Source organism: Pseudomonas sp. 51_B (assembly GCF_017491595.1).
Classification (GTDB): Bacteria; Pseudomonadota; Gammaproteobacteria; order Pseudomonadales; family Pseudomonadaceae; genus Aquipseudomonas; species Aquipseudomonas promysalinigenes.
On the sequence record NZ_JAFGYW010000011.1, the window covers coordinates 33,806 to 57,926 of the forward strand.

The following is a 24,121-nucleotide window of genomic DNA, read 5'->3' on the forward strand; positions in this document are numbered from 1 at the left end:
AATGGCTTCCTCTAGGCCGTGGTCCATGCACCGCTCAGGCGCTTGCTTGACCTTCGAGCAACATGAACAGGCGGTACAGCACTACGGTACTGAACAGCTGCAGGAAGCCGCTAAGGCTATCCAAGGCCAGTTGCACACCTGGCGCAGGCTCGGGGAAGGCCATCATCAGTAGCCCGTCGATCAGCCAGATCGGTGCCAGCACCCCCAGTACGCAAATCATGATGCGCATGAAGTGCCCAGTGGTCATGCGTGCGCTTTCGCGCATCGATTGCACCACCGGTAGGCCCCGCAGTACCAGCAGGTATTCGGCGAACACCAGGTTGATCATGATCCACACGCCGGGGAACACCAGCAGTGCCAGGCCGGCCATGATCAGCAGCGAACTGATCAATACCAACAACGCCAGCTGCGGCCACAGTTGCACGGCGCGGGCGAACAGGTCGCGTTTGGGGATTGGCTGGCCGTTGCTGCGGGTATCCAGGTAAAGGATCAGCGCCGCGCTGTAGAGCGGGTAGAACAACAGGCTGATCAGCATGCCGTAGGCGGCAGAGGCCTGATCACCCAACTGGCGATACAGCAGTTCGGTGGTCAAGGCCTCGAGCACCACCAGCGGCAGGCACAGCGGGATGATGCTGGCCAGGTGACGGCGGAAGAAGTACAGGGAGTCGCGTAGAACGCTCAGCGGATTCATCAGTCAACATCGCACGGCAGTAAAAGCTGGGGCCTAACTTTAGCCTAGAGCGGTCGTTGGCTGAAAAAAGTTTCACCCGTACGATGATTGAATCTGCGGCCCGTGCGCCCCATCTTTGGCATGTCCGATGTCCTGCTCACCCCACGAGGTAGCCCAATGAACACTGATGAACAAACTCTGATCGACGGCTTGTTCGGCCGCATCAAGCAAGCCGAAGACCCCAGCCAGCCGCGTGATGCCCAGGCGCAGGCGCGGATCGAGGAGCATGTGCGCCAGCAGCCGGCGGCGCCTTACTACATGGCCCAGGCGATTCTGGTTCAGGAGGCGGCGCTCAAGCGCCTGGACGAGCAGAACAAACAACTGGAAGCCGAGCTCAAGCAGGCCCGGGCACAGCTTGAGGCCACGCGGGCGAGTAGCGGCAATGGCGGCGGTTTCCTTTCCAGCATCTTCGGTGCTGGCGCGCGCACGCCAGAGCCGAATCAGCCGCAGCGCCCTAGCACGCCGGTCGCCTCCGGCGGCGGTTGGCGCGAGCCAAGTGCGCCAGGCTTCTCTGCGGCGCAACAGCAACCACAGGCTCAGGCGCAACCTTCAGGCTTCGGCGCGGCGCCGGCCCGCAGCGGTGCCAGTAGCTTCCTGGGTGGTGCGATGCAGACCGCTGCTGGGGTTGCCGGTGGCGTGTTGCTGGCACAAGGCATCAGCAGCCTGTTCAACCACCACTCGCAGCCTGAGGAAGTGGTCGAGGTGATCAAAGAAGAGCCGACCCCGGCCAGCGACAGCGGCGGCTGGAACGACCAGGGCGGGCAACAGCAGGTCGCCGACAACAGTGACTGGAACAACGACCAAGGCGGTTGGGCCGATAGTGACTACGGCAACGACGACGGTGGCTTCTTCTCGGACGACGATACCTTCGTCTGATCGCTCTGGCATACTGGCGGCAATTCGAGGGGCGCTCTGCGCCCCTTTTCATGTCGAGGGTATGTGGTGAAAAAGATCGCGCTGTTCGCCGATGTGCAGAACCTCTACTACACCGTGCGCCAGGCCCATGGCTGCCACTTCAACTACACCGCGCTGTGGAAGGACGTCAGCCGTGAAGGCGAGATCGTCGAGGCCGTGGCTTATGCCATCGACCGGGGTGATAGCAAGCAGCAGCAATTTCAGCAGATCCTGCGCAACCTGGGGTTCGACGTACGCCTGAAACCGTTCATCCAGCGCAGTGATGGCTCTGCCAAAGGCGATTGGGACGTGGGCATCACCCTGGATGTGATCGATGCGGCCAGCCGGGTCGACCAAGTGGTTTTGGCCTCGGGGGATGGTGATTTTGACCTGTTGCTGGAACGGGTCATCCAGCGCCATGGTACCGAGGCAGTGGTGTATGGCGTGCCTGGCCTCACGGCGTTGTCGCTGATTCGCGCTGCCACCCGCTATGTGCCTATCGAGGGCGCGCTGTTGCTCAAGCACTAAGGTTTTTTTATGGAACGTATTGCGGTCATCGACTTTGAAACAACGGGCATCTCCCCCGGTGCCGGCTGCCGTGCCACTGAAGTGGCGGTGGTGATGCTCGAACGCGGGCGGATCGTCGAGCGTTATCAGAGCCTGATGAACGCTGGCGTGCCGGTGCCGGCCTTCGTCGCCGGGCTGACCGGCATCACCACTAGCATGCTGCGCAATGCGCCACCTGTGGACCAGGTGATGAACGAGGTCGCCGAATTCGTCGGGGAAACGCCGCTGTTAGCCCACAACGCCGCTTTCGACCAGAAGTTCTGGGACTACGAACTGGGCCGCATTGGCCGCAGCCGTCAGCAGCCCTTCGCCTGTTCCCTGCTGCTGTCGCGGCGCCTGCTGCCGGCGGCGCCCAACCACAAGCTGGGTACCCTGACCCGTTGGGCTGGGCTGCCGAACACCGGTACTGCGCACCGGGCGATGGCCGATGCCGAGATGGCGGCCAACCTGCTGCAACATCTGGCAGGTGTGCTGCGCCAGGCCCATGGGGTCCAGCAGCTTTCCCACCAGCTGCTGTGCCGGTTGCAGAAGACACCCGCAGCGAAAATGCGTGAAGCGTTGGCCAAGCTTGTGTGACTGGCGGTACGAAAGTGTGCCGTTAATTTCGCACTGATTTGTAACTTATCTTCCATTGCACGCAGCCCTAAACTCGGTCGCCCGAAAACGGATTTCTGAGTTGTCTGCCATGCCTGCCTCCCGTCGCTTTCCACTATTGCTCGTTGGGGCCTTTCTGGCCCTTTACCTGGTCTGGGGTTCCACCTATTTGTTCATCCGCATTGGTGTCGAGTCATGGCCACCGATGCTGATGGCGGGCGTGCGCTTTTTGATCGCGGGCAGCCTGCTGTATGGCTTTTTGCGTTGGCGCGGGGTGCCAGCGCCGACCTGGCGGCAATGGCGAGCGGCAGGTGCCATCGGGTTTCTGCTGCTCAGCTGTGGCAACGGCGGCGTGACCGTGGCCGAGCATGCCGGTGTGGCCTCGGGCGTAGCGGCGTTGGCGGTGGCTACGGTGCCGCTGTTCACTTTGCTTTTCGGCTTGCTGTTCGGCCATCGCAACTCGCGGTTGGAATGGGCCGGGATCATGCTCGGGCTGCTGGGCATCGCTCTGCTCAACCTGGGCTCGAACCTGCAAGCCAGCCCGGTGGGTGCGGCGCTGGTGCTGTTCGCAGCAGCGTCTTGGGCGTTCGGTTCGGTGTGGAGCAAAAGCCTGCCCTTACCTCAGGGCCCCATGGCCAGTGCCGCCGAGATGTTGGTGGGTGGCGCGGTGTTGTTGATCGCCAGCGTACTGTCCGGTGAGCGCATGACGCACATGCCCACTGCGGCCGGTTGGGCTGCGCTGGCCTACCTGGTGCTGTTCGGTTCGATTCTTGCCTTCAGTGCTTACATGTACCTGCTCAAGAACGTGCGCCCAGCAGCTGCCACCAGCTATGCCTACGTCAACCCTGCAGTAGCCGTATTGTTGGGCATCGTGTTTGCCGGTGAACAGATCGGCACCGAGGAATGCCTGGCCATGGCGGTGATCATTGGCGCTGTGGTGCTGATTGGCCTGCCGCAATGGCGCAAGGCACCGCAGCCGCCGTTGAACGGCGAAATCTGCAAGTAGCCCGAGGGGATGCGGTAAACTTGCCGCCTTCGCTGAACCCCCTCTGACGGTATTGCCATGAATTTCGCCAAACTCGGCCTGATCGAACCCTTGCTGCGTACCTTGCAGCAGCTCGACTACACCACGCCCACCCCGGTCCAGGCCAAGGCCATCCCTGCCGTGCTGGCTGGTCGTGACCTGATGGCCGCAGCCCAGACCGGCACCGGCAAAACAGCCGGCTTCGCGTTGCCTGTGCTGCAGCGCCTGGCCCTGGAAGGTGAGAAGGTCGTCAGTAATTCGATCCGCGCCCTGGTGCTGGTGCCGACCCGCGAGCTGGCCGAGCAGGTGCACAACAACGTGCGCGAATATGCGGAAAACCTGCCGCTGAGCACCTATGCGGTGTATGGCGGGGTCAGCATCAACCCGCAGATGATGCGCCTGCGCCGTGGCGTCGACCTGCTGGTGGCCACCCCCGGCCGTTTGCTCGACCTGTTCCGTCAGAACGCGGTGAAGTTCAACCAGGTGCAAACGCTGGTGCTCGACGAAGCCGACCGCATGCTCGACCTCGGCTTTGCCGAGGAGCTGCAATCGGTCTACGCCGCCTTGCCGCGCAAGCGTCAGACGCTGTTGTTCTCTGCCACTTTCTCCGAGCAGATCCGTGTGCTCGCGGGCCTGGCTTTGAACGATCCGCTGAGTATCGAAGTCAGCCCGCGCAACGCTGCGGCAACCACGGTCAAGCAATGGCTGGTGCCGGTGGACAAAAAGCGCAAGGCGGATTTGTTCATGCACCTGCTGCGCAAGCAGCGCTGGAAGCAAGTGCTGGTGTTCGCCAAAACCCGTAACGGTGTCGATCAACTGGTCGAGTGCTTGTTGGCCGAAGGCGTGAATGCCGACGGTATCCACGGCGACCGCCCGCAAGCCACCCGGCAGCGCGCGCTGGACAGCTTCAAAGCGCGGGAGGTGCAGGTGCTGGTGGCGACCGACGTCGCCGCCCGTGGCCTGGATATCGACGACCTGCCGTTGGTGGTCAACCTCGACCTGCCCATTGTGGCCGAGGACTACGTGCATCGTATCGGCCGTACCGGCCGCGCCGGTAACAAGGGCGAGGCGATTTCCCTGGTATGCGCCGATGAAGTGCAGATGCTGTCGGCCATCGAAGTGCTGACCCGGCAGACCCTGCCGCGCCATGAGGAGCCTGACTTTATCCCCGAGCACCGGGTACCGATGACCGATGCCAGCGGCCAGGTGATCAAGAAACCGAAAAAACCCAAGAAGCCGAAAGAGAACAGCGCTAAACGGGGGTTGGGACGTTGGATGGACAGTACCGAGTCGGGGCCGGCGGAGCCTTCGGTGAAGGCAGTGCGCAAGGTGCCGAGTTTCAACAGCGGGCCACGCAAGCGCAAACCCTAAGCAGGCCCATTGGGAGCGGGTTTATCCGCAAAAAATTCGCCGCGGTGGATGGCACGGGCTGCGCCCGTGTTCGCGGCTAAGCCCCTCCCGCAAGTCAACTGCGTTCAACTCTGGGCTTTCAGCCAGCTTGCAGCAGCGCGTCCGGCCTTTAGCCCACTGGCGAAACACGCCGTCAGCAGATACCCCCCGGTCGGTGCCTCCCAGTCCAGCATCTCGCCGGCACAGAACACACCCGGCAGTGCGCGCACCATCAACCCTTCGTCCAGCCCCTCGAAACGCACACCACCGGCACTGCTGATGGCTTCGTCCAGCGGCCGTGTGCGTACCAGGGTGATCGGCAAGGCCTTGATCGCTTGTGCCAGTGCCTGGGGCTGCGCGAAGGTCGCCTGGTCAGTCAGCTCGCGTAACAGCCCAGCCTTTACCCCGTCGATTCCCAACTGGCTGTGCAGGTGCTTGGCCATCGACCTTGACCCACGAGGCTTGGCCAGCGCCTGGACGATTTTTTCCACAGGCTTGTCCGGTAGCAGGTCAAGCAACAGACGAGCCTGGCCTTGTTGTTCGATCGCCTGGCGCAACGGCGCCGACCAGGCGTATACCAGGCTGCCTTCAACGCCTTGCGCAGTGAGAATGAACTCGCCTTTGCGCGGCGCCATGCCAGGCACGCTCAACGCGACGTTCTTGAGCGGCGCGCCTGCGTATTTATCCACAAGCACGTCGCTCCAGCCTGCCACTTCGAAACCACAGTTGCTGGGCCGCAAGGGCGAGATATCCACAGCACGCTCGGCCAACACCGGCTGCCAGGCGCCGTCCGAACCAAGCCTGGCCCAGCTGGCGCCACCCAGGGCTAATACAACTGCGCTAGCTTCGACCTGCAATTCCCCCTGTGGATAAGCGATCCGCAAGCTCCCGTCTGAATTCCAGCCCAGCCAACGGTGGCGGGTGTGGATAACCACGCCTTGATCGCGCAGGCGCTTGAGCCAGGCGCGCAGCAGCGGGGCAGCCTTCATGTCGGTGGGGAACACTCGACCCGAAGTACCGACGAAGGTGTCGACACCCAGACCGTGAATCCAGCGGCACAGGGCATCGGCATCGAAGTCGCGCAGCAGCCCGTCGATTTGGCCTTCACGCTCGCCATAGCGCGAAACGAACTGTGGATAAGCCTCCGAGTGGGTGATGTTCATACCTCCCACACCCGCCAGCAGGAACTTGCGGCCCACCGAAGGCATGGCATCGAACACCTCCACTGCCAGGCCTGCCTGGGCCATGGCTTCTGCAGCCATCAGGCCAGCGGGGCCGCCACCGATGACAACGGCCAGGGGAGGGGATGCAGGGGACAATTCGGGCATGGTGGGCAGCAGCTTGTGGAAAAGGCCGCGTAGTTTAGCGCAGCACGGGGCGCTTGAGCACTGGTCAAAAAATAATCAGTGCTCTGCAGGCCAGGCCATTAAAGGGCTACAGCGCCTTTCCCGCAGGTTATCCACAAGCGGTTCCACAGTCATTGTGAACAACCCATCACCCGCGCCGCGCTGTGGTGAAGAATGCCGTGACGCTTGGCCAGAGCTTCGCGGTCCTTGCTGTAGCCTCCACCGATCACGCCGACCACCGGAATATCGCGCCCCAGGCAGTGGCGCATTACCTTTTCGTCCCGCGCGGCCAGGCCGGCGTCGGTCAGTTGCAGGTAACCCAGCGCATCGTCCTTGTGCACATCCACGCCCGCGTCATACAGCACCAGATCGGGCTGATACAACGGCAGCAGGTAGTTCAGCGCATCTTCCACCACGTTCAGGTAAGCGTTGTCGCCCATGCCCCTAGGCAAGGGAATGTCCCAGTCGCTGTGGGCCTTGCGTGCTGGAAAGTTCTGCTCGCAGTGCAGTGACACGGTAATGGCCTCGGGCGTGTCATGGAGGATGCGGGCAGTGCCATCGCCTTGGTGCACATCGCAGTCGAAGATCAGTACCCGATGTACACGGCCGGCCTCGAGCAGGTAGCGGCTGATCACCGCCAAGTCATTGAAGATGCAGAAGCCCGCCGGGTAGTCGTAGTGCGCATGGTGGGTGCCACCGGCCAGATGGCAGGCGATGCCGTGCTGCAGCGCCATCTCGGCGGTCAGTAGCGAGCCGCCAACCGCCCGCACCGTGCGCCGGGCCAGTGCCTCGCTCCAGGGCAGGCCGAGGCGGCGTTGGTCTTCGCGCGACAGCTCACCGCTCATGTAGCGCTCGATGTAACCGCGGTCGTGGGCCAGGGCAAGGATATCGTTGGGGCAGATATCCGGGCGCAGCAGGGCTTGGTCGGTAGTCAACCCGCTTTCGACCAGGTGATCGTGCAGCAGGCGGAACTTGTCCATGGGGAAGCGATGCTCGGCGGGGAATTCCGGGCTGTAGTCTTCGTGGTAGATCAGCGGCAACGGCATGGGGAGTTCGCAATCGGGGCCAGCGCTGATCTTGCCAGTTATCGCCCCGTACTCGCCAATACCCGTTGCCAATCGGGTTCGTTCAAACGGCCAAGAACGCGCGCTTTACCCTTGGCGTCCACCGAAACGAACAGCGCACTGGCGTAGTTGCTCTCGCGTTCACCCCCGGCAACGCCTTGCTGGCGAGCAAAGTGGTCGATGCAGCCGTTGTGGGTCACCAGCACCAGGTTATGCCCCGCACGTTTGTGCGCCAGGGACTCACTGGCGAACTGATTGTCGCAGTGCTCCAACCAGGCTTGGCTCGTTACGGCCTGGCCAAGAATGAAGTGCGCCGTTTGCTGAGTGCGCAGCTTGGGGCTGGCCAGCATATCGGCGCCGGCCAGGCCCAGCTTGCCCAAACCCTCGCCCACCCGCGCGGCGGCCTCGCTGCCAGCCACGGTGATACCAGTGGGGTCGCTCAAGCAAGGGCCGGGGGCGCTGTCGCAGCGCTCGGCGTGGCGGATCATCACGATTACCGCGCCGTCGGCCCAGTCCTGCAGCAGGCCGCTGTCGCTAAGCTGTTGTTCGTTTCCAAGGTCCACGATAGGGGTCCTCGTCGCTAGCCAGGTAGTGACCGCCGCGAGCATCACGCATATACCGACAACAGCACCCAGGGCCTGGCGCGACATGCGCCACTTGCGAGGTGCGTTGATGGCGGGGTAGCCCAAGGTACTGCTCGGATGCATGCGTCACTCCAATGGCGCGGCGGTAGTTGCTGGGCATTTTGCGCAGCCAGCTGTGGGGCTACGGTGAAGGGGGTGTGAAAAATGCGTTCCGGTGGCTGCCTGCTGGGTGAAACCCCTGGCCGCGCCTACGCTGTAAGATGCCCCACCGCAAAACCGGAGTTCGCCCCATGACCCCAATCCTTCAACTGGAAAGCGCACGGCTGGTGTTGCGCCAATGGCACGATGATGACCTGCGCGAGTTCGCCGCGATGTGTGCCGACCCCCAGGTGATGCGCTATTTCCCGGCGCCGATGACGCGCCTGGAAGCTGCTGCGTTGATCGGCAGGGTTCGCGGGCACTTCAACGAATACGGCTTTGGCCTGTGGGCCTTGGAGCGCAAGGACAGCGGCGCGTTTATCGGCATGACGGGGCTGTTGAATGTCAATTTCGATGCGCCCTTCGCCCCGGCGGTGGAGATCGGCTGGCGTCTGGCGCGGCGCCACTGGGGGCTGGGGTTCGCTAGCGAGGCTGCGTGGACCTGCCTGCGCTGCGCTTTCGCCCAGTTGCGCGTGGAAGAGGTGGTGTCGTTCACCAGCAAGAGCAATTTGCCGTCGCAGAAAGTCATGCAGGCCATCGGTATGATCGAAGATGTCAACGGCAGCTTCGAACACCCGCGGTTGCCCATTGGCCACCCTTTGCGCCCCCATGTGCTGTACCGCATCGACCGTGCGCATTGGGAGCAGACGCTGCGAACGGAATGACTGGCCATGCGCGGTATCTATAGCAAAGCCTGTATCATTTGCCGACTGTAAGGTGCTCGCCGAAAACGTTCAGCGCCTGTGAAACCGAGCATCGCGAGCAAGGCTCGTTCCTACAAGGAGAACCCCCGATGAGTCACGTGTTGGACGACTTGGTCGACCTGTTGAGCCTCGAGCCGATCGAGGAAAACCTGTTCCGTGGCCGCAGCCAGGACCTGGGCTTCCGCCAACTGTACGGCGGCCAGGTATTGGGCCAGTCACTGTCGGCTGCCAGCCAGACGGTCGAGGATGCACGCCATGTGCACTCGCTGCACGGTTACTTCCTGCGCCCAGGCGATGCAAGCCTGCCTGTGGTGTACTCGGTCGACCGCGTGCGCGATGGCGGCAGTTTCAGCACCCGGCGGGTGACGGCGATCCAGAAGGGCCAGCCAATTTTCACCTGCAGTGCGTCGTTCCAGTATGACGAAGGAGGCTTCGAGCATCAGGTGCAGATGCCCGATGTGGTGGGCCCGGAAAACCTCGCGACCGAAGTGGAGCTGGCCAGCGCCCATGCCGACAAGCTGCCCGAGCGCATCCGCGACAAGGTGCTGTGCGCCAAACCGATCGAGATCCGCCCGGTGAGCGAGCGTGACCCGTTCAACCCAAAACCCGGCGACCCGGTCAAGTACGCCTGGTTCCGCGCCGACGGCAGCCTTCCTGACGTGCCCGCGCTGCATAAATACCTGCTGGCCTATGCCTCCGACTTCGGTCTGTTGACCACCTCGCTGCTGCCCCACGGCAAGTCGGTGTGGCAGCGCGACATGCAGATCGCCAGCCTCGACCACTCGCTGTGGTTCCACCGCAACCTGCGTGCCGACGAGTGGCTGCTGTATGCCACAGACAGCCCGTGGGCCGGCAATGCCCGTGGCTTCTGCCGCGGTAGCATCTTCAACCGCGCAGGCCAGTTGGTGGCGTCGTCCACCCAGGAAGGCTTGATCCGTCACCGGAAGGACTGGGCATGAGCCTGAGCGAGATTCGCAACTGGGTGTTCGACATGGACGGCACCCTTACCGTAGCGGTGCACGACTTCGCGGCGATCCGTGTAGCCCTGGACATTCCGGCCGAGGACGACATCCTCACCCACCTGGCCGCGCTGCCAGCGGCGCAGGCGGCGCAAAAGCATGCGTGGCTGCTGGAGCACGAACGGCAGTTGGCGGTCGATTCGACAGCGGCTACCGGGGCGGTGGAGCTGGTACGCGAGCTGGCCGAACGCGGCTGCCGGCTGGGTATCCTGACCCGCAATGCGCGGGAGCTTGCCCATGTGACGCTGCAGGCCATTGGCCTGGCTGACTGCTTCGATGTCGAGCACATTCTCGGGCGCGATGAGGCACAGCCCAAGCCGAGCCCCGATGGGCTGCTGAAAATTGCCAAGGGCTGGGGCGTGGCGCCCCAGGAAATGGTGATGGTCGGCGACTACCGCTTCGATTTGGACTGCGGGCGGGCTGCGGGTGCGCGCACGGTGCTGGTGAACCTGCCGGACAACCCATGGCCTGAACTGGTGGATTGGCACGCGGCCGATTGCCGGGCACTGCGGATGATGCTGGGCTGAACTGTCTGTTGTTCGTGCAGGGCTCTTCGCGGGTTCGAGCTGGCCCTGTGGGGCCGGGTTTACCTGCGAAGAGGCCGGCACAGGTAAGTCTGCACTGGCTATGCTGAACGCCAATCCTCATTGGCAATGGAGCCTTGGTCATGACCAGTAAAGCCATTTTTGTACAACCCGGCGGCGGCTACGACAAGGTCGAAGTCGGCACCTGCGAAGCCCCGGCGCCCAATGCCGGTGAAATCACCGTGCGGCTGCAGGCCAGTTCCCTCAACTACCACGATTTCGCTGTGGTGAGCGGCATGTGGGGCCCGAGCGAGCGGCGTATCCCCATGGCCGACGGGGCCGGCGAGGTGGTAGCGGTTGGCGCGGGTGTAAGCGAGTTCAAAGTTGGCGACAGCGTCGTCAGCACATTCTTCCCCGACTGGCTCGACGGCCAAGCCAATGTCGAAGGTTTTGCCCGTGTGCCCGGCGACGGCATCGATGGCTATGCCCGGCAGCAGGTCACCGCTGCGGCAACCTCTTTCACCTTGGCGCCTCGGGGTTTCAGCCATGCCGAGGCGGCAACATTGACCACCGCCGGCCTTACCGCCTGGCGTGCGCTCATGGGCGATGACCACCTCAAGCCTGGCGATACGGTGCTGGTGCAGGGCACGGGGGGCGTTTCGATCTTCGCCCTGCAGTTTGCCAAGCTGGCAGGTGCCACGGTCATCGCTACATCATCCAGCGACGCCAAGCTCGAACGCCTCAAAGCCCTCGGCGCCGACCACCTGATCAACTACCAACGTACCCCAGAATGGGGCGAAAAAGTCCGTGAGCTCACCGGCAATCGCGGGGTCGATCACGTCATCGAAGTAGGCGGCCCGGCAACGCTCGAGCAGTCGATGATCGCCGCGCGCATTGGCGGGCATGTGTCGCTGATCGGCATCCTTACCGGCGTGGCCGGGCAACTGCCGCTGGTACAAGCGCTGGTGCGGCAGATCCGCCTGCAAGGTGTGCTGGTGGGCAGCCGCGCGCAGCAGCAGGCGATGATCCGGGCGATCGATGCCAATGGTTTGCGGCCAGTGGTGGACAAGCACTTCGAGCTGGAACAGATCGTCGAAGCGTTTCGCTACCAAGAGAGCAACCGGCATTTCGGCAAGATTTGCCTGACTTGGTAGAACTGTAACGAGGCTTGGACAAGCCACTACATTTGCGTACATCGGCAGGGGAAGGCGGCTGGCTAGAATGCGCCGGACCAGATGCGACTGATTCTCCACAAGAGGATTCCCCCGATGTACCGCCTTTGCCTATTACCCCAGCGCCTGCTGCTGGCGCTGTTGTTGCTGGCTGCCCTAGCGGGTACCGCCCGCACCGCCCATGCGCTGGAGGTCACCGATGTGCTTGGGCGCAAGGTTGAAGTCGACCACAGCCCGCAGCGCATCGTGCTGGGTGAAGGGCGGCTGTTCTTCGCCTTGGCGCTGCTCGACCGCGACAACCCGTTCCAGCGGGTGGTGGGCTGGCAGAACGATATGCGCCTGCTCGACCCGCATACCTATGAGGTTTACGCCAAGCAATACCCCCAGGTCGCCAAACTGCCCTTGATCGGGCAGGCCTCGGAGCAGAGCGTTAGCGCCGAGCAGATTCTTGCGCTCAAGCCGGACCTTGCGATCTTCAGCATCGCCGGCGAAGGGCCAACCCAGCACAGCCCGGTGGCCGACTTGCTGGAGAAGGCTGGCATCCCGGTGCTGTTCATCGACTTCCGCGTGCACCCGATCCGCAACACGCGGGTCAGCATGCAAGCGCTAGGCACATTGTTGGGGCGTGAACAGCAGGCGCAGGCTTACCTGAGCCTGTATGAGCGCCACCTTGCGCGCATCAATGAGCGCGTGGCCACGCTGGCGGCTGACCAGCGGCCGAAGGTGTTCCTGGAGTTGCTGCCAGGTGTCTGGCAGGCGCCGGGTCATACCACTGGCAAAAGCGGCTTGGGTAGCGTGATCGAAGCGGTCGGCGGGCATAACATCGGTGCCGATGTAGTGCCGGGGGCCCTTGGGGATGTCAGCGTCGAATATGTGCTGCAGGCCGACCCTGATGTCTACATCGCCACCGGCAACCGCGCACCGGGCGTGCTGCTTGGGGCAGGTGTCTCGCTTGAAACCGCTCGCCAGAGCCTGGCGAAGATCACTGCCCGGCCCGAATTCGCGCCGCTACGGCCCATCCAGGCGGGGCAGGCTCACGGCCTTTGGCATGACTTTTACAACTCGCCCTTCAACATCCCTGCGATCGAAGCCATGGCCAAGTGGGTGCACCCTGAGCGCTTCAAAGATATCGACCCGCAGGCCACCATGGGCGAAATCAATCAAATGCTCAAAGTAGGCCTGGACGGCCAGTACTGGGTCGACGCCAAGTGACCGCGTTGGCTCATGACGGTGCGGCGCGCGCCGCCTGGCACTACCGTCGTCTGCTGTGGCGGCGGGCCTTGCTGGTGTTGGCGTTGGCACTGCTGTTGCTGCTGTCGGTGCTGTGCGACCTGGCCAGCGGTGCGTCGGGCATGGGCCTTGGGCAACTGCTGCATGGCATGCTCGACCCGGCCACGCTGAGCGCAACCGAACGGGTGATCATCTGGAACGTGCGCCTGCCGTACTCGCTGATGGCCGTGCTGGTGGGCGCAGCCTTGGCCCTGGCAGGCGCCGAAATGCAAGCGATCCTCGATAACCCGCTGGCCAGCCCCTTCACCCTTGGCGTGTCGTCGGCGGCAGCGCTTGGAGCATCGTTGGCGATTGCCTATCCACTGGCTATCACCTGGCTGGCGCCGAGCGCGCAGGTGACGCTGATGGCTTTCGCCTTCGCCTGCCTGTCGGTGGTGCTGCTGCAGGCCATGTCACGTTTGCGCGGTGCCGGTGTAGAGAGCCTGGTGCTGTTCGGTATCGCGCTGGTATTCAGCTGCAATGCGCTGGTTTCGCTGCTGCAATTGCTGGCCACCGAGGACGTGTTGCAGCAACTGGTGTTCTGGACCTTGGGCAGCGTAGCCCGGGCCGACTGGCAGAAACTGGGCATTCTGGCCTTGGTGCTGGCGGTGCTACTGCCGTTCTCGCTGCGTGCAGCCCCGGCCATGACATTGCTGCGCATGGGCGAGGACCGCGCGCGCAGCTTTGGTGTGGATACCCGGCGCCTGCGTTTTGCTTCGCTGCTGCGTATCAGCCTGCTGTCGGCCACGGCGGTGGCGTTCGTCGGCACCATTGGTTTTGTCGGCCTGGTCGGGCCACACATAGCGCGCCTGCTGGTGGGTGAGGATCAGCGGTTTCTGCTGCCGGCCAGTGCGCTGGTAGGGGCGCTGATGCTGTCGCTGTCGTCGCTTGCCAGCAAGTTGATCCTGCCTGGTGTGATCGTGCCGGTAGGCATCGTGACGGCACTGGTCGGGGTGCCGGTGTTCGTGCTGCTGGTGTTCCGTCGGGGGCGAAAACTGTGAGCTTGCTGATCGAGGACGTGGCGGTCGCCTATGGTGCGCGGCAGATCCTGCACGGGGTGAGCCTGCCGGCACTGCCGGCCGGTAGCCTGGTGGCGCTGGTCGGGCCGAACGGTGCGGGCAAGTCGACCTTGCTGCGTGCGCTTGCCGGGCTTGAGCGCATGACTGGCAGTCTGCATCTGGATGGCCAGGACGTGAACCGGCTGAGCTTTGCCGAGCGTGCGCGCCGTTTGGCCTATATGCCCCAGCAATTGCCACCGGGGATTGCCCTGGGGGTGTTGGAAAGCATTGTCGCGGCGCTGCGTGTGGCCGGTGAAGACGACTTGCTACGTAGCGCCTACGCGGCCCTGCGTCACCTGGGGATCGAGGCGCTGGCCGAGCGTTCCCTCGATAGCCTGTCAGGTGGCCAGCGGCAACTGGTGGCGCTGGCCCAGTTGTTGGCGCGTAACCCCCAGGTGCTGCTACTGGACGAGCCGACCAGTGCGCTGGATCTACATTACCAATTGCGGGTGATGGGGGCGGTGCGCGAGCGGGTGGTTGCGCATGGCTCGTTGGCCGTGGCGGTGCTGCATGATATCAACCTTGCTGCCAGCCATGCCGACTGGCTGGTGGTATTGCGCGAGGGTAGGGTAGTGGCCTGCGGGGCACCCCAGCAGGTGCTGCAACCTGCGCTACTGGCCGAGGTGTATGGCGTTCAGGCGCGGGTCGAGCGTTGTTCGCAGGGGCGCTTGCAGGTGCTGGTGGACCGGGCCCTGGCTTGATGCACTGCAGCACTCAATCTGGCAGTAGTCGGTCCCGACTGTTGGACAGGTGCAGGCAGATCGCTGCCCGTGCGGCATCCGGGTCTTGCCGGCGGATGGCATTGAGAATGGCCTCGTGCTCAAGGTTGGCCAGGTACGCATGCCGCGCCAGGTTGGCCCCGGCGCGTTCGGCCAGGGCCACACGGTTACGCGGGATCAGGCCGTTGCCCAACTGCGCCATCATCTCGCTGAAGTACAGATTGCCGGTGGCTTCGGCGATCAACAGGTGAAAGCGCCGATCTGCCTCAATGCAGCTGTCCCCGGCCGCCGCTCGATCCTGGTAGTCATCCAGCGCCTTGCGCATGCGTGCCAGCTGTTCGTCACTGCGGCGCACCGCAGCCAGCGCAGCTGCCTGGCCTTCCAGGCCGATGCGCAGCTCCAGCAGGTCACGCACGCTCGCCGCATTCTCCGCGCCCACCCGCAAACCTGCAGGGCCCTGGCGCTCCATCACGAAGGTTCCGATGCCATGGCGCGGCTCTACCAGGCCTGAGGCCTGCAGTTTCGATAGCGCTTCGCGTACCACAGTGCGGCTGACACCGTGCTCACGCACCAGGGTGTTCTCCGAGGGCAACCTGTCCCCTGGTTTGAAGGTGCCCAACAGAATCTGCTGGGTCAGGCTCGATACCAGGTCGTGGGTGCGACTGTGGCTACGTTTTACGCTGGCGTGGTCCATGGCAGTTTCCGGGGTAGGTCAGCTTGTATGACAAGTTAGCCTGGCAAAATTTTTTTTGCAGGATTTTTTCATCTGTGTGTCGGTCTGTTACAAGCCTTTATAGACACGATCGACTCAATTAGCTTTTTTAGCTGCTTGTATTAAGCAATTTTCGCGATGATCGGCATCTTGTCGTACAACCTCGCGAGGCATATGCTCCGTTCCACTGTCATGTCAGACAACCTCGACCCGCACAAAAACAATTAGTGGGAGATCTACCTGTGAACGACACCCTCGCTCCGTCTGCCCGGAATGAAGGCGACGCTTTGGCCAGTGCCGTGGCCAAGGTCAAACGCCATGTCCTGCCGCTGTTCGTCATCATGTTCATCGTCAATTACCTGGACCGCGTCAACATCGGCTTCGTCCGCCCCCACCTGGAGAGCGACCTGGGCATCAGCGCCGCTGCTTTTGGTTTCGGCGCCGGGCTGTTTTTCATCGGCTATGCATTGTTCGAAGTGCCGTCCAACATGTTGCTGCAAAAGGTCGGTGCACGGCTGTGGCTGACCCGCATCATGTTCACCTGGGGCCTGGTGGCCACTGCCATGGCCTTCGTGCAGAACGAAACCCAGTTCTACGTGCTGCGCTTTCTGCTGGGGGTCGCCGAAGCGGGCTTCTTCCCTGGGGTGATCTACTACTTCACGCGCTGGTTGCCGGCCGCCGAGCGCGGCAAAGCCATCGCCATTTTCCTCAGCGGCTCGGCCCTGGCATCGCTGATTTCCGGCCCCTTGGCCGGCGCGCTGATGCAGATCCAAGGGTTGGGCATGCATGGCTGGCAGTGGATGCTGTTCATCGAAGGGATGGCCTCGGTAGCACTGTGCTTCTTCGTGTTCTTCTGGCTCGACTCAAAGCCTAAGGATGCCAAATGGCTGAGCCCGGCCGAACAGCAGGCGCTGGAAGCGACCATCGACCGTGAACAACGTGAGCGTGAAGCCGCCGGCGCGGTGAAGCCATCGGCCTGGAGCCTGCTCAAGGACCGCCAGATCCTGCTGTTCTGCCTGATCTACTTCTGCATTCAGCTGACCATCTACGCTGCCACCTTCTGGCTGCCCAGCATCATCAAACGCATGGGCGACCTCAGTGACCTGCAGGTCGGCTTCTTCAATTCCATCCCGTGGCTGATCTCGATCATCGCCATGTACGCGTTCGCCGCTGGCTCGTCGCGCTGGAAATTCCAGCAGGCGTGGGTGGCAGGTGCCTTGGTGGTTGCGGCCATCGGCATGTTCATGTCCACCACCGGCGGCCCGGTGTTCGCCTTCGTTGCGGTGTGCTTCGCGGCCATTGGCTTCAAGTCGGCCTCGTCGCTGTTCTGGCCCATCCCCCAAGGCTACCTGGACGCACGCATCGCTGCGGCCGTGATCGCCTTGATCAACTCGGTCGGTAATCTCGGCGGCTTCGTTGCCCCTACCACCTTCGGCCTGCTGGAGCAGCAGACCGGGTCGATCCAGGGCGGCCTGTATGGCCTGGCCGTGACCTCGGTGCTGGCAGCCATCGCCGTATTCTTCGTACGCATTCGCCCAAAGGGCGCCCCCACTGACGAGCTCAAGGCACCTTCGGCCTTGGGCCAGACCCACTGATCACTGCGAGAAAACAATGATGAATATGCAGACCAACCCCGCCGTTCATGCACAAACCCCTGTGGTCACAGAGCTGCGCGTGATCCCCGTGGCAGGCCACGACAGCATGCTGCTCAACCTCAGTGGCGCCCACGGCCCTTACTTCACCCGCAATGTCGTCGTGCTGCGTGACAGCGCCGGCAATACTGGCCTGGGCGAAGTGCCGGGTGGCGAGGCCATCCGTCAAACGCTGGAAGACGCTCGCAGCCTGGTGGTCGGCCAGCCGATCGGGCACTACCAGCGCGTGCTCAATGCCATGCGCCAGACCTTCGACAGCCGCGATGCCGGCGGGCGCGGCCTGCAAACGTTCGACCTGCGCATCACGGTGCACGCGGTGACGGCCATCGAATCGGCGTTGCTCGACCTGCTCGGCCAGCACCTGAACGTGCCAATTGCAGCTTTGCTTGGCGAAGGCCAGCAGCGCGATGCGGTGAAGATGCTGGGCTACCTGTTCTATATCGGTGACCGCCAGCAGACCGACCTGGCCTACCGTAACGAAGCCGATGCCGACGACGACTGGTTCCGCCTGCGCCATGAAAAGGCGCTGACCCCGGAAGCCGTCGTGCGCCTGGCCGAAGCCGCCAAGCAGCGCTATGGCTTCAGTGACTTCAAGCTCAAGGGTGGGGTGCTACGCGGCGAGGAGGAAATGGAAGCGGTCACCGCCCTGGCCGAACGCTTCCCCGAAGCGCGTATCACCCTTGACCCCAACGGCGCCTGGTCGCTCAAGGAAGCCATCGCCTTGTGCCGCGACAAACACCACGTGCTGGCTTACGCCGAAGACCCGTGCGGTGCGGAAAATGGTTACTCAGGCCGTGAGGTGATGGCCGAGTTCCGCCGCGCCACTGGCCTGCCCACGGCCACCAACATGATCGCGACCGATTGGCGGCAGATGGGCCACGCCATCCAGTTGCAGTCGGTGGACATTCCCTTGGCCGACCCGCACTTCTGGACCCTTCAGGGCTCGGTGCGCGTGGCGCAGATGTGCAACGACTGGGGCCTGACCTGGGGCTCTCACTCCAACAACCACTTCGATATTTCGCTGGCGATGTTCACCCAGGTCGCTGCGGCGGCGCCGGGTGACATCACCGCCATCGACACTCACTGGATCTGGCAGGACGGCCAGCGCCTGACCCGCGACCCCCTGCGCATCGTCGATGGCCATGTGCGGGTACCGGCGCGGCCGGGGCTGGGCGTGGAACTGGACGAAGACCAACTGGCCAAGGCCCACGAGTGCTACCGCAACATGGGGTTGGGCGCGCGCGATGACAGCGTGGCGATGCAGTTTTTGATCCCAGGCTGGCGCTTCGATAACAAGCGGCCTTGCATGGTGCGTTGAGGCTGCCGGCCTGTTCGCGGGTGACCTCGCTCTCATGGGTTTTGCACAGGCTTGCGGGCCTGGACAGTTCCATACCTGTGGGGGCGGCTTACCCGCGAGCAAGCCACCGCTATCTACCCAGCTTCGAAAAATGCCCGCGCCATCTCTACAAAACCCTCAAGCACGGGGTTCGGATTATCCCGGCAAAACGCCAGGAAGATCTCAGCCTGCTGCTCCATTCCCTCCAGCGGCTTGAACACCACCTGTTCAAGGCGCAGCGCCTGCGCCGAAGCCGGTACCACAGCACACCCCAACCCGACGTTGACCAGGCCCAGAATCGAATGCGTCTGCCCCAACTGATGCAGGTAGTGCGGCTGCACCCCATGCTGGGCAAACAGGTTGGCAATGCGGTCATGGAAGTACCGCCCCTCGCTGGCGCTGTACATCACGAATGCCTCGCCGTCGAAATCGCTCGGCCTGAGCTGCTTGCGCGCCGCCAATGGGTGCCCGGCGGGCAGGGCAGCGAGGAACGGTTCGCGGTGGATCGGCAGGTATTGCACGCGGGCGCTTGGCAACACCTGGCGTACCAGGCCGACATCGATCAGGCCCGCTTCAAGGTCATGCACCTGGGTTGCCGACACCCGTTCGCGCAGCACCAGTTCGATGTCAGGCAAGGTGTGCCCGGCATGCACCAGCAAGCGCGGGATCATGCTGTAGGCGCCCACGGCAGTGAAGCCCAAGGTCAGTCTGCCTGCTTCGCCATGGGCGATACGCCGCGCCGACTGGCTGGCCGATTCAGCTACCTGCAGGATGCGCCGGGCATCCTGCAAAAAACTTTGCCCTGCCAGGGTCAGCCGCGCCTGGCGGTTATTGCGTTCAAGCAACAGCACGCCAAGAGAGTGCTCCAGCAATTGGATCTGCCGGCTCAGCGGGGGCTGGGTCATGTGCAGGCGTGTGGCGGCGCGGCCGAAGTGCAGCTCCTCAGCGACAGCGACGAAACAGCGCAGTTGGTGCAGCTCCATGATTCAATTCCTGAATTATTCAATCCAGTATCTATATTAGACCTGTATCAAATACGGGCCTAGCATCGAGTCATGTCTTCGAACTGCCGGAAGCCCAGCATGCACAACCCTACCATCGACATACTGCTGACCCAGCCTGTGCCAGAGGCCATCGATGCCGAGCTGGTCAGCCGCTACAACGTGCACCGCCTGTACCAGTACGAACAACCGCAACAGTTGCTCGCCGAGGTTGGCCCGCGCATTCGCGGCGTAGTCACAGGTGGCGCCAAGGGCCTGTCGAATGCGTTGATGGACCAATTGCCGGCTCTTGAAATCATTGCCATCAGCGGAATCGGTACCGACGCCGTAGACCTGCACCATGCGGCTGGCCGCGGCGTTCAGGTCACCACCACGCCGGGCGTGCTGACCGCCGATGTAGCCGACCTTGCCATGGGCCTGATCATCAGTAGCTTGCGCCGCCTGGGCGAAGGTGAGCGGCTGGTACGCGACGGATTGTGGGGCACGGTCAACTTGCCCCTGGCGCGCAAGGTCAGTGGTATCGAGTTGGGCATCGTCGGCCTGGGCGAGGTTGGCAAGGCCATCGCACGGCGCGCAGCAGCATTCGACATGGCCATTGCCTACAACGGGCGGCGCGAGCAGCCAGAAAGCGGCTACCGCTATGAGCCTGACCTGGTGGCCTTGGCACGCTCGGTGGATGTGCTGGTGGTCGCGGCGTCTGCCGATGGCGGGCAGGTGCTGGTGACGGCCGAGGTGCTCGATGCGCTGGGGCCGCAGGGTCATCTGATCAATGTGGCGCGCGGCAAGCTGGTGGATGAGCAGGCGTTGGTGGATGCCTTGCGTGAACAGCGCATCGCCGGGGCCGGGCTGGACGTATTCGTCGACGAACCCAACGTGCCCCCGGCGCTACGTGACCTCAATCAGGTGGCGCTGCAGCCGCATCGTGGCAGTGCCACGCTGCAGACCCGGCTGGAAATGGGCCGCATGGTGTTGAACAACCTAGAAGCCTGTTTCCGTGGCGAGGCGCCGCCGAACCGCGTCACCGGGCGTTAGGGCCTCTTCGCGGTTAAAGCCGCGCCACGGTAAGTGCGCAGGTGCTGAAAACTGCGTAGGCCATAGGGCTTCGCGGGTTCAGCCGCGAAGCGGGCAGCACAGGCAACACAAGGCCCACGGGCCATACCTTCACACAAGAACAAACGCTTCCCACGAGAAGCAAGAGGGGCCAAATGAACAGCAAATCCGCCGTCGCCGCATCGCAGGCCGGGGCCGGGATCGGTCGCCATCGCTTCCTGGTCCTGGCGCTGATCTTCGTCATCACCGTCATCAACTACGCCGACCGCGCCACGTTGTCGATCACCGGCACCGAGGTGCTCAAAGACCTTGGCCTCGACCCGGTGATGCTGGGCATGGTGTTCTCCGCCTTCGCTTGGGCCTACGCCCTGGGCCAGGTGCCGGGGGGCTGGCTACTCGACCGCTTCGGCGCGCGCCGGGTGTATGGCATCAGCCTGATCCTCTGGTCCCTGTTCACCCTGCTGCAAGGCACCGTCGGCTGGCTGGGCCTGGCGGGCGTGTCGGCGGCCGTGGCGCTGTTTTCTATGCGCTTCATGCTCGGGTTGGTGGAGTCGCCAGCGTTTCCGGCCAATTCGCGCATCGTCAGTTGCTGGTTCCCCACCCGTGAGCGCGGCACTGCGTCGGCTTTGTTCAATTCCGCGCAATACATGGCCGTAGTGGTGTTCGCACCGTTGATGGCGTGGATGACTCACACCCTGAGCTGGGAGCAGGTGTTCATCTGGATGGGCGTACTGGGGCTTGTGCTCAGCGTGGTGTGGTTCCGCTTGTATCACGAGCCCCACAGCGCACCGGGGCTCAGCCGCGAAGAGCTGGATTACATGCGCGAAGGCGGGGCCCTGGTGGACCTTGAAAAGGAACGTAAGACGGCCAAGAGCAAACCGACCCGCGTCGAAGTCGCCCAGCTGTTCACCAGCCGTAACCTGTGGGCGGTGTACATGGGCCAGTACTGCATCACCGCGCTCACTTACTTCTTCATCACCTGGTTCCCGATCTACCTGATCAAAGGCCGTGGTATGACCATCATGGAGGCCGGCTGGGTCGCCGCATTGCCAGCCATCTGCGGCTTTACCGGCGGGATTCTCGGTGGTTTCGTCTCCGACTACCTGATTCGCCGTGGTGTGCACCCGTCCAAAGCGCGCAAGACGCCCTTCGTGATCGGTATGGCGCTGTCCACCACGCTGGTGCTGGCCAATTATGTGGATGGCAACGCCGCGGTCATCGCCCTGATGACCCTGGCCTTCTTCGGCAAAGGGCTGGCGGCCGTGGGCTGGGCGGTGCTGTCGGATGTGGCACCGAAGAAGATGGTCGGCCTGTGCGGCGGTGTCTTCAACGGCATTGGCAACATCGCCGGTATCGTCACCCCGCTGGTGATCGGCTACGTGGTCGCCAGCACTGGCTCGTTCCACAACGCACTCTGGTTCGTGGCCGCCCATGGCGTGCTGGGGATCTTCGCTTACCTGTTGCTGGCCAAACGCTTCGAGCGTACTGGGCAGGCGTAGGCAGACGCCTGAGCAACAGAGGCCCCGGGATACCGGGGCTTTTTTTTGCCTGTGCGCACACATCCAAATGAAAACTGAAAGCCCCGGGTGGCAGCGTTGGCGCGATTGGACAGGCCATGGGCGACATTTGGCGTTTCTGGAAATCCGCTGTCGTGATCGAACAGTTCTGAGGCGTTCTCGTGTAATTTCCCACAGCCTTGCGGGGCTTAAATGAAGCCCGAACCTCACCAGCAGCTTGCTCTGTGACCTGTGCCCAATACCAACAAACAAGCACCTGTATCCTGTCGACTTATTGATTTGAAAGGAGATATTTTCGCCTCCCTCTGCCCGCCCTTCCTTGTGTCAGCAAAAAGAGAACAAGATCAATGAACACCGTGGGATCCGATGGCAACCTCGCGCAAGGTTTCAAGCCACGTCATGTAACGATGCTGTCCATTGCGGGCATCATCGGTGCCGGACTTTTCGTAGGTTCCGGGCACGCCATCGCGGCGGCCGGGCCAGCTACCATTCTTTCGTATTTCGTCGCCGGGACCTTGGTGGTGCTGGTGATGCGCATGCTCGGCGAAATGGCCGTCGCACACCCAGACACTGGGTCGTTCTCCACTTACGCAGACCAAGCCATCGGCCGTTGGGCCGGCTATACCATCGGCTGGCTGTACTGGTGGTTCTGGGTACTGGTGATCCCCATCGAAGCGCTGGCGGCAGGGCATGTGCTCAATGCCTGGTTCCCCGATATCCCCAGCTGGATCTTCGCCCTGGCCTCGGTGCTGCTGCTGGCAGGCACCAACCTGTTCAGCGTGGCCAAGTACGGTGAGTTCGAGTTCTGGTTCGCCATTCTGAAGGTCACGGCGATTCTCGGCTTCATCGGCTTGGGCTTCGCCGCGCTGATGGGCTGGCTGCCCAACCGTGAGGTCAGCGGTTTGAGCACGCTGATGGCCGAGCACGGCGGCTTCGCGCCCAACGGCTGGTCGGCGGTGGTCGGCGCCTTCATCACCGTGATGTTCAGCTTCATCGGCACCGAGGCGGTGACCATCGCGGCGTCCGAATCCAGCGACCCCTCGCGCAACATCGCCAAGGCCACCCGTTCGGTGATCTGGCGGATCAGCACTTTCTATATTCTGTCGATCTTCGTGATCATTTCCGTGGTGCCGTGGAACGACCCACAACTGGCAGTGGTGGGTTCGTACCAGCGTGCACTGGAAATCATGAACATCCCCAGCGCCGGCTTCATGGTGGACCTGGTGGTGCTGGTGGCCGTGACCAGCTGCATGAACTCGTCGATCTACATCGCCTCGCGCATGATGTACTCACTGGCCAAGCGCGGTGATGCACCGGCGTTCCTCAACAAGACCTCCAAAGTGGGTGTGCCCCGTGCGGCGGTGTTTGGTAGCACCTTGATCGGCGCCGCCATCGCCATCCTCAACTACTTCGCACCCAAGGGCGTCTTCGAGTTCCTGCTGGCCAGCTCCGGCGCCATTGCGCTGCTGGTGTACCTGGTTATCGCCATCTCCCAGTTACGCATGCGCCGCCGCCTGGAGCGCGAGAACACCGAGTTGAAATTCCGCATGTGGCTGTTCCCGTACCTGACGTGGGCGGTGATCATCTTCATCGCTGGCGCATTGGCGGTGATGATGTTCACGCCCGAGCACCGCGCAGAAGTGAGTTCGACCCTGGGCCTGGCGATCGTGATTTCCTTCCTGGGCATCGTCACCTCGCGAGGCCATGCGCAGGCGGTTGGTGTGCGGTCGATGGGGTGATGCGAGTGAACGTGCAGTAACGAAAAACGCCCTCGAACGGGTGGTGCCAGTTAGTCGAGCCAATTGCGGGTGCAACTAACTGGCACTGCCCTGTTGAGGTGTTTTGCAGTTTTGGGGCTCCGCAATGGGGCCTTCATTGCAAACGCCGCGCAGTTGTGGCTCATTGCAACTATCTTTTCTATTCCCCACAACTATTTGTAAGGGCAGATGTCATTTCTGCAGGCCGGCGGACACCTGGGGATGCCGGCCTTAACGCATA

General features: G+C 62.9%; 23 protein-coding genes. 17 read left to right on the forward strand and 6 right to left on the reverse strand.

What is annotated here, in order from left to right:
• Window positions 1-34: 34 nt before the first annotated feature.
• The gene (locus J5M56_RS13905; protein ID WP_186478810.1) at window positions 35-691 is read right to left on the reverse strand and encodes a YciC family protein; all 657 of its coding nucleotides are present in this window, start codon (window positions 689-691) and stop codon (window positions 35-37) included.
• Between the two features lie 156 nt (window positions 692-847).
• Here J5M56_RS13905 and J5M56_RS13910 point away from each other — a divergent pair, with 156 nt between their 5' ends.
• The 5 genes from J5M56_RS13910 to J5M56_RS13930 all read left to right on the forward strand — a co-directional run bounded on the left by J5M56_RS13910 (window position 848) and on the right by J5M56_RS13930 (window position 5,180).
• Complete coding sequence (locus tag J5M56_RS13910) at window positions 848-1,606, forward strand: DUF2076 domain-containing protein (protein WP_207937159.1); 759 nt, start codon at window positions 848-850, stop codon at window positions 1,604-1,606.
• Between the two features lie 66 nt (window positions 1,607-1,672).
• A complete protein-coding gene (locus tag J5M56_RS13915; protein WP_027917740.1) occupies window positions 1,673-2,152 on the forward strand; it encodes an NYN domain-containing protein in 480 nt (159 codons plus the stop codon).
• A 9-nt stretch (window positions 2,153-2,161) separates the two neighbouring features.
• Window positions 2,162-2,767 (forward strand): 3'-5' exonuclease, encoded by a 606-nt coding sequence (locus tag J5M56_RS13920; protein ID WP_207937160.1) that lies wholly within the window; start codon window positions 2,162-2,164, stop codon window positions 2,765-2,767.
• Between the two features lie 109 nt (window positions 2,768-2,876).
• The gene (gene yedA / locus J5M56_RS13925; protein ID WP_207937161.1) at window positions 2,877-3,791 is read left to right on the forward strand and encodes a drug/metabolite exporter YedA; all 915 of its coding nucleotides are present in this window, start codon (window positions 2,877-2,879) and stop codon (window positions 3,789-3,791) included.
• Window positions 3,792-3,848: 57 nt separating this feature from the next.
• A complete protein-coding gene (locus tag J5M56_RS13930) occupies window positions 3,849-5,180 on the forward strand; it encodes a DEAD/DEAH box helicase (RefSeq protein ID WP_207937162.1) in 1,332 nt (443 codons plus the stop codon).
• A 104-nt stretch (window positions 5,181-5,284) separates the two neighbouring features.
• On the opposite strand, the gene J5M56_RS13935 is transcribed toward J5M56_RS13930, so the two are convergent.
• The 3 genes from J5M56_RS13935 to J5M56_RS13945 form a co-directional block, all read right to left on the reverse strand.
• On the reverse strand, window positions 5,285-6,526 hold the full coding sequence (locus tag J5M56_RS13935) for a TIGR03862 family flavoprotein (protein WP_207937163.1): 1,242 nt from the start codon (window positions 6,524-6,526) through the stop codon (window positions 5,285-5,287).
• A gap of 149 nt (window positions 6,527-6,675) precedes the next feature.
• The gene (locus tag J5M56_RS13940; RefSeq protein WP_060479453.1) at window positions 6,676-7,590 is read right to left on the reverse strand and encodes a histone deacetylase; all 915 of its coding nucleotides are present in this window, start codon (window positions 7,588-7,590) and stop codon (window positions 6,676-6,678) included.
• 38 nt (window positions 7,591-7,628) lie between these two features.
• Entirely contained in the window at window positions 7,629-8,315 is a 687-nt protein-coding gene (locus tag J5M56_RS13945) for a histidine phosphatase family protein (RefSeq protein WP_186478815.1), read from the reverse strand.
• A gap of 167 nt (window positions 8,316-8,482) precedes the next feature.
• Between J5M56_RS13945 and J5M56_RS13950 the strand changes: the two genes are divergently transcribed.
• From J5M56_RS13950 to J5M56_RS13980, 7 genes are all read left to right on the forward strand, one after another.
• The gene (locus J5M56_RS13950) at window positions 8,483-9,055 is read left to right on the forward strand and encodes a GNAT family N-acetyltransferase (RefSeq protein WP_186478816.1); all 573 of its coding nucleotides are present in this window, start codon (window positions 8,483-8,485) and stop codon (window positions 9,053-9,055) included.
• A 128-nt stretch (window positions 9,056-9,183) separates the two neighbouring features.
• Entirely contained in the window at window positions 9,184-10,053 is an 870-nt protein-coding gene (gene tesB, locus J5M56_RS13955; RefSeq protein ID WP_207937164.1) for an acyl-CoA thioesterase II, read from the forward strand.
• Window positions 10,050-10,640: an HAD family hydrolase gene (locus tag J5M56_RS13960; protein ID WP_060479448.1), complete on the forward strand. Its 591-nt coding sequence runs from the start codon at window positions 10,050-10,052 to the stop codon at window positions 10,638-10,640. Before tesB ends, J5M56_RS13960 begins: the two co-directional genes overlap by 4 nt.
• Window positions 10,641-10,780: 140 nt before the next feature.
• Window positions 10,781-11,791 carry an NAD(P)-dependent alcohol dehydrogenase gene (locus J5M56_RS13965; RefSeq protein ID WP_207937165.1) on the forward strand — a complete coding sequence of 337 codons (1,011 nt, stop codon included), beginning with the start codon at window positions 10,781-10,783 and terminating at the stop codon, window positions 11,789-11,791.
• 114 nt (window positions 11,792-11,905) lie between these two features.
• Window positions 11,906-13,021 (forward strand): ABC transporter substrate-binding protein, encoded by a 1,116-nt coding sequence (locus J5M56_RS13970; protein WP_207937166.1) that lies wholly within the window; start codon window positions 11,906-11,908, stop codon window positions 13,019-13,021.
• Entirely contained in the window at window positions 13,018-14,079 is a 1,062-nt protein-coding gene (locus tag J5M56_RS13975) for an iron ABC transporter permease (protein WP_060479445.1), read from the forward strand. Before J5M56_RS13970 ends, J5M56_RS13975 begins: the two co-directional genes overlap by 4 nt.
• Window positions 14,076-14,837, forward strand: coding sequence for an ABC transporter ATP-binding protein (locus J5M56_RS13980; protein ID WP_207937167.1), 762 nt, complete (start codon window positions 14,076-14,078; stop codon window positions 14,835-14,837). Before J5M56_RS13975 ends, J5M56_RS13980 begins: the two co-directional genes overlap by 4 nt.
• A 13-nt stretch (window positions 14,838-14,850) precedes the next feature.
• Here J5M56_RS13980 and J5M56_RS13985 read toward each other — a convergent pair whose 3' ends face one another.
• A complete protein-coding gene (locus tag J5M56_RS13985; protein ID WP_207937168.1) occupies window positions 14,851-15,549 on the reverse strand; it encodes a FadR/GntR family transcriptional regulator in 699 nt (232 codons plus the stop codon).
• 260 nt (window positions 15,550-15,809) lie between these two features.
• Between J5M56_RS13985 and J5M56_RS13990 the strand changes: the two genes are divergently transcribed.
• Together J5M56_RS13990 and gudD are read left to right on the forward strand one after the other, a co-directional pair.
• Window positions 15,810-17,162 (forward strand): MFS transporter, encoded by a 1,353-nt coding sequence (locus J5M56_RS13990; RefSeq protein ID WP_207937169.1) that lies wholly within the window; start codon window positions 15,810-15,812, stop codon window positions 17,160-17,162.
• A gap of 19 nt (window positions 17,163-17,181) precedes the next feature.
• Entirely contained in the window at window positions 17,182-18,537 is a 1,356-nt protein-coding gene (gene gudD / locus J5M56_RS13995; protein WP_186478831.1) for a glucarate dehydratase, read from the forward strand.
• A gap of 113 nt (window positions 18,538-18,650) precedes the next feature.
• On the opposite strand, the gene J5M56_RS14000 is transcribed toward gudD, so the two are convergent.
• A complete protein-coding gene (locus tag J5M56_RS14000) occupies window positions 18,651-19,538 on the reverse strand; it encodes a LysR substrate-binding domain-containing protein (RefSeq protein ID WP_060479440.1) in 888 nt (295 codons plus the stop codon).
• A gap of 99 nt (window positions 19,539-19,637) precedes the next feature.
• On the opposite strand from J5M56_RS14000, the gene J5M56_RS14005 reads away from it, so the two are divergent.
• From J5M56_RS14005 to gabP, 3 genes are all read left to right on the forward strand, one after another.
• Window positions 19,638-20,588 (forward strand): 2-hydroxyacid dehydrogenase, encoded by a 951-nt coding sequence (locus J5M56_RS14005; protein ID WP_207937170.1) that lies wholly within the window; start codon window positions 19,638-19,640, stop codon window positions 20,586-20,588.
• Window positions 20,589-20,761: 173 nt separating this feature from the next.
• Window positions 20,762-22,105 (forward strand): MFS transporter, encoded by a 1,344-nt coding sequence (locus tag J5M56_RS14010; RefSeq protein ID WP_207937171.1) that lies wholly within the window; start codon window positions 20,762-20,764, stop codon window positions 22,103-22,105.
• Window positions 22,106-22,470: 365 nt separating this feature from the next.
• The gene (gene gabP / locus J5M56_RS14015; RefSeq protein WP_207937172.1) at window positions 22,471-23,862 is read left to right on the forward strand and encodes a GABA permease; all 1,392 of its coding nucleotides are present in this window, start codon (window positions 22,471-22,473) and stop codon (window positions 23,860-23,862) included.
• The last annotated feature ends 259 nt before the right edge of the window (window positions 23,863-24,121 follow it).

Coding starts and splice junctions, on each gene's coding strand:
- J5M56_RS13905 (WP_186478810.1), bottom strand. CDS start 691: ATGAATCCGCTGAGCGTTCTACGCGACTCCCTGTACTTCTTCCGCCGT.
- J5M56_RS13910 (WP_207937159.1), top strand. CDS start 848: ATGAACACTGATGAACAAACTCTGATCGACGGCTTGTTCGGCCGCATC.
- J5M56_RS13920 (WP_207937160.1), top strand. CDS start 2,162: ATGGAACGTATTGCGGTCATCGACTTTGAAACAACGGGCATCTCCCCC.
- yedA (WP_207937161.1), top strand. CDS start 2,877: ATGCCTGCCTCCCGTCGCTTTCCACTATTGCTCGTTGGGGCCTTTCTG.
- J5M56_RS13930 (WP_207937162.1), top strand. CDS start 3,849: ATGAATTTCGCCAAACTCGGCCTGATCGAACCCTTGCTGCGTACCTTG.
- J5M56_RS13935 (WP_207937163.1), bottom strand. CDS start 6,526: ATGCCCGAATTGTCCCCTGCATCCCCTCCCCTGGCCGTTGTCATCGGT.
- J5M56_RS13940 (WP_060479453.1), bottom strand. CDS start 7,590: ATGCCGTTGCCGCTGATCTACCACGAAGACTACAGCCCGGAATTCCCC.
- J5M56_RS13945 (WP_186478815.1), bottom strand. CDS start 8,315: ATGCATCCGAGCAGTACCTTGGGCTACCCCGCCATCAACGCACCTCGC.
- J5M56_RS13950 (WP_186478816.1), top strand. CDS start 8,483: ATGACCCCAATCCTTCAACTGGAAAGCGCACGGCTGGTGTTGCGCCAA.
- tesB (WP_207937164.1), top strand. CDS start 9,184: ATGAGTCACGTGTTGGACGACTTGGTCGACCTGTTGAGCCTCGAGCCG.
- J5M56_RS13960 (WP_060479448.1), top strand. CDS start 10,050: ATGAGCCTGAGCGAGATTCGCAACTGGGTGTTCGACATGGACGGCACC.
- J5M56_RS13965 (WP_207937165.1), top strand. CDS start 10,781: ATGACCAGTAAAGCCATTTTTGTACAACCCGGCGGCGGCTACGACAAG.
- J5M56_RS13970 (WP_207937166.1), top strand. CDS start 11,906: ATGTACCGCCTTTGCCTATTACCCCAGCGCCTGCTGCTGGCGCTGTTG.
- J5M56_RS13985 (WP_207937168.1), bottom strand. CDS start 15,549: ATGGACCACGCCAGCGTAAAACGTAGCCACAGTCGCACCCACGACCTG.
- gudD (WP_186478831.1), top strand. CDS start 17,182: ATGAATATGCAGACCAACCCCGCCGTTCATGCACAAACCCCTGTGGTC.
- J5M56_RS14000 (WP_060479440.1), bottom strand. CDS start 19,538: ATGGAGCTGCACCAACTGCGCTGTTTCGTCGCTGTCGCTGAGGAGCTG.
- J5M56_RS14005 (WP_207937170.1), top strand. CDS start 19,638: ATGCACAACCCTACCATCGACATACTGCTGACCCAGCCTGTGCCAGAG.
- J5M56_RS14010 (WP_207937171.1), top strand. CDS start 20,762: ATGAACAGCAAATCCGCCGTCGCCGCATCGCAGGCCGGGGCCGGGATC.
- gabP (WP_207937172.1), top strand. CDS start 22,471: ATGAACACCGTGGGATCCGATGGCAACCTCGCGCAAGGTTTCAAGCCA.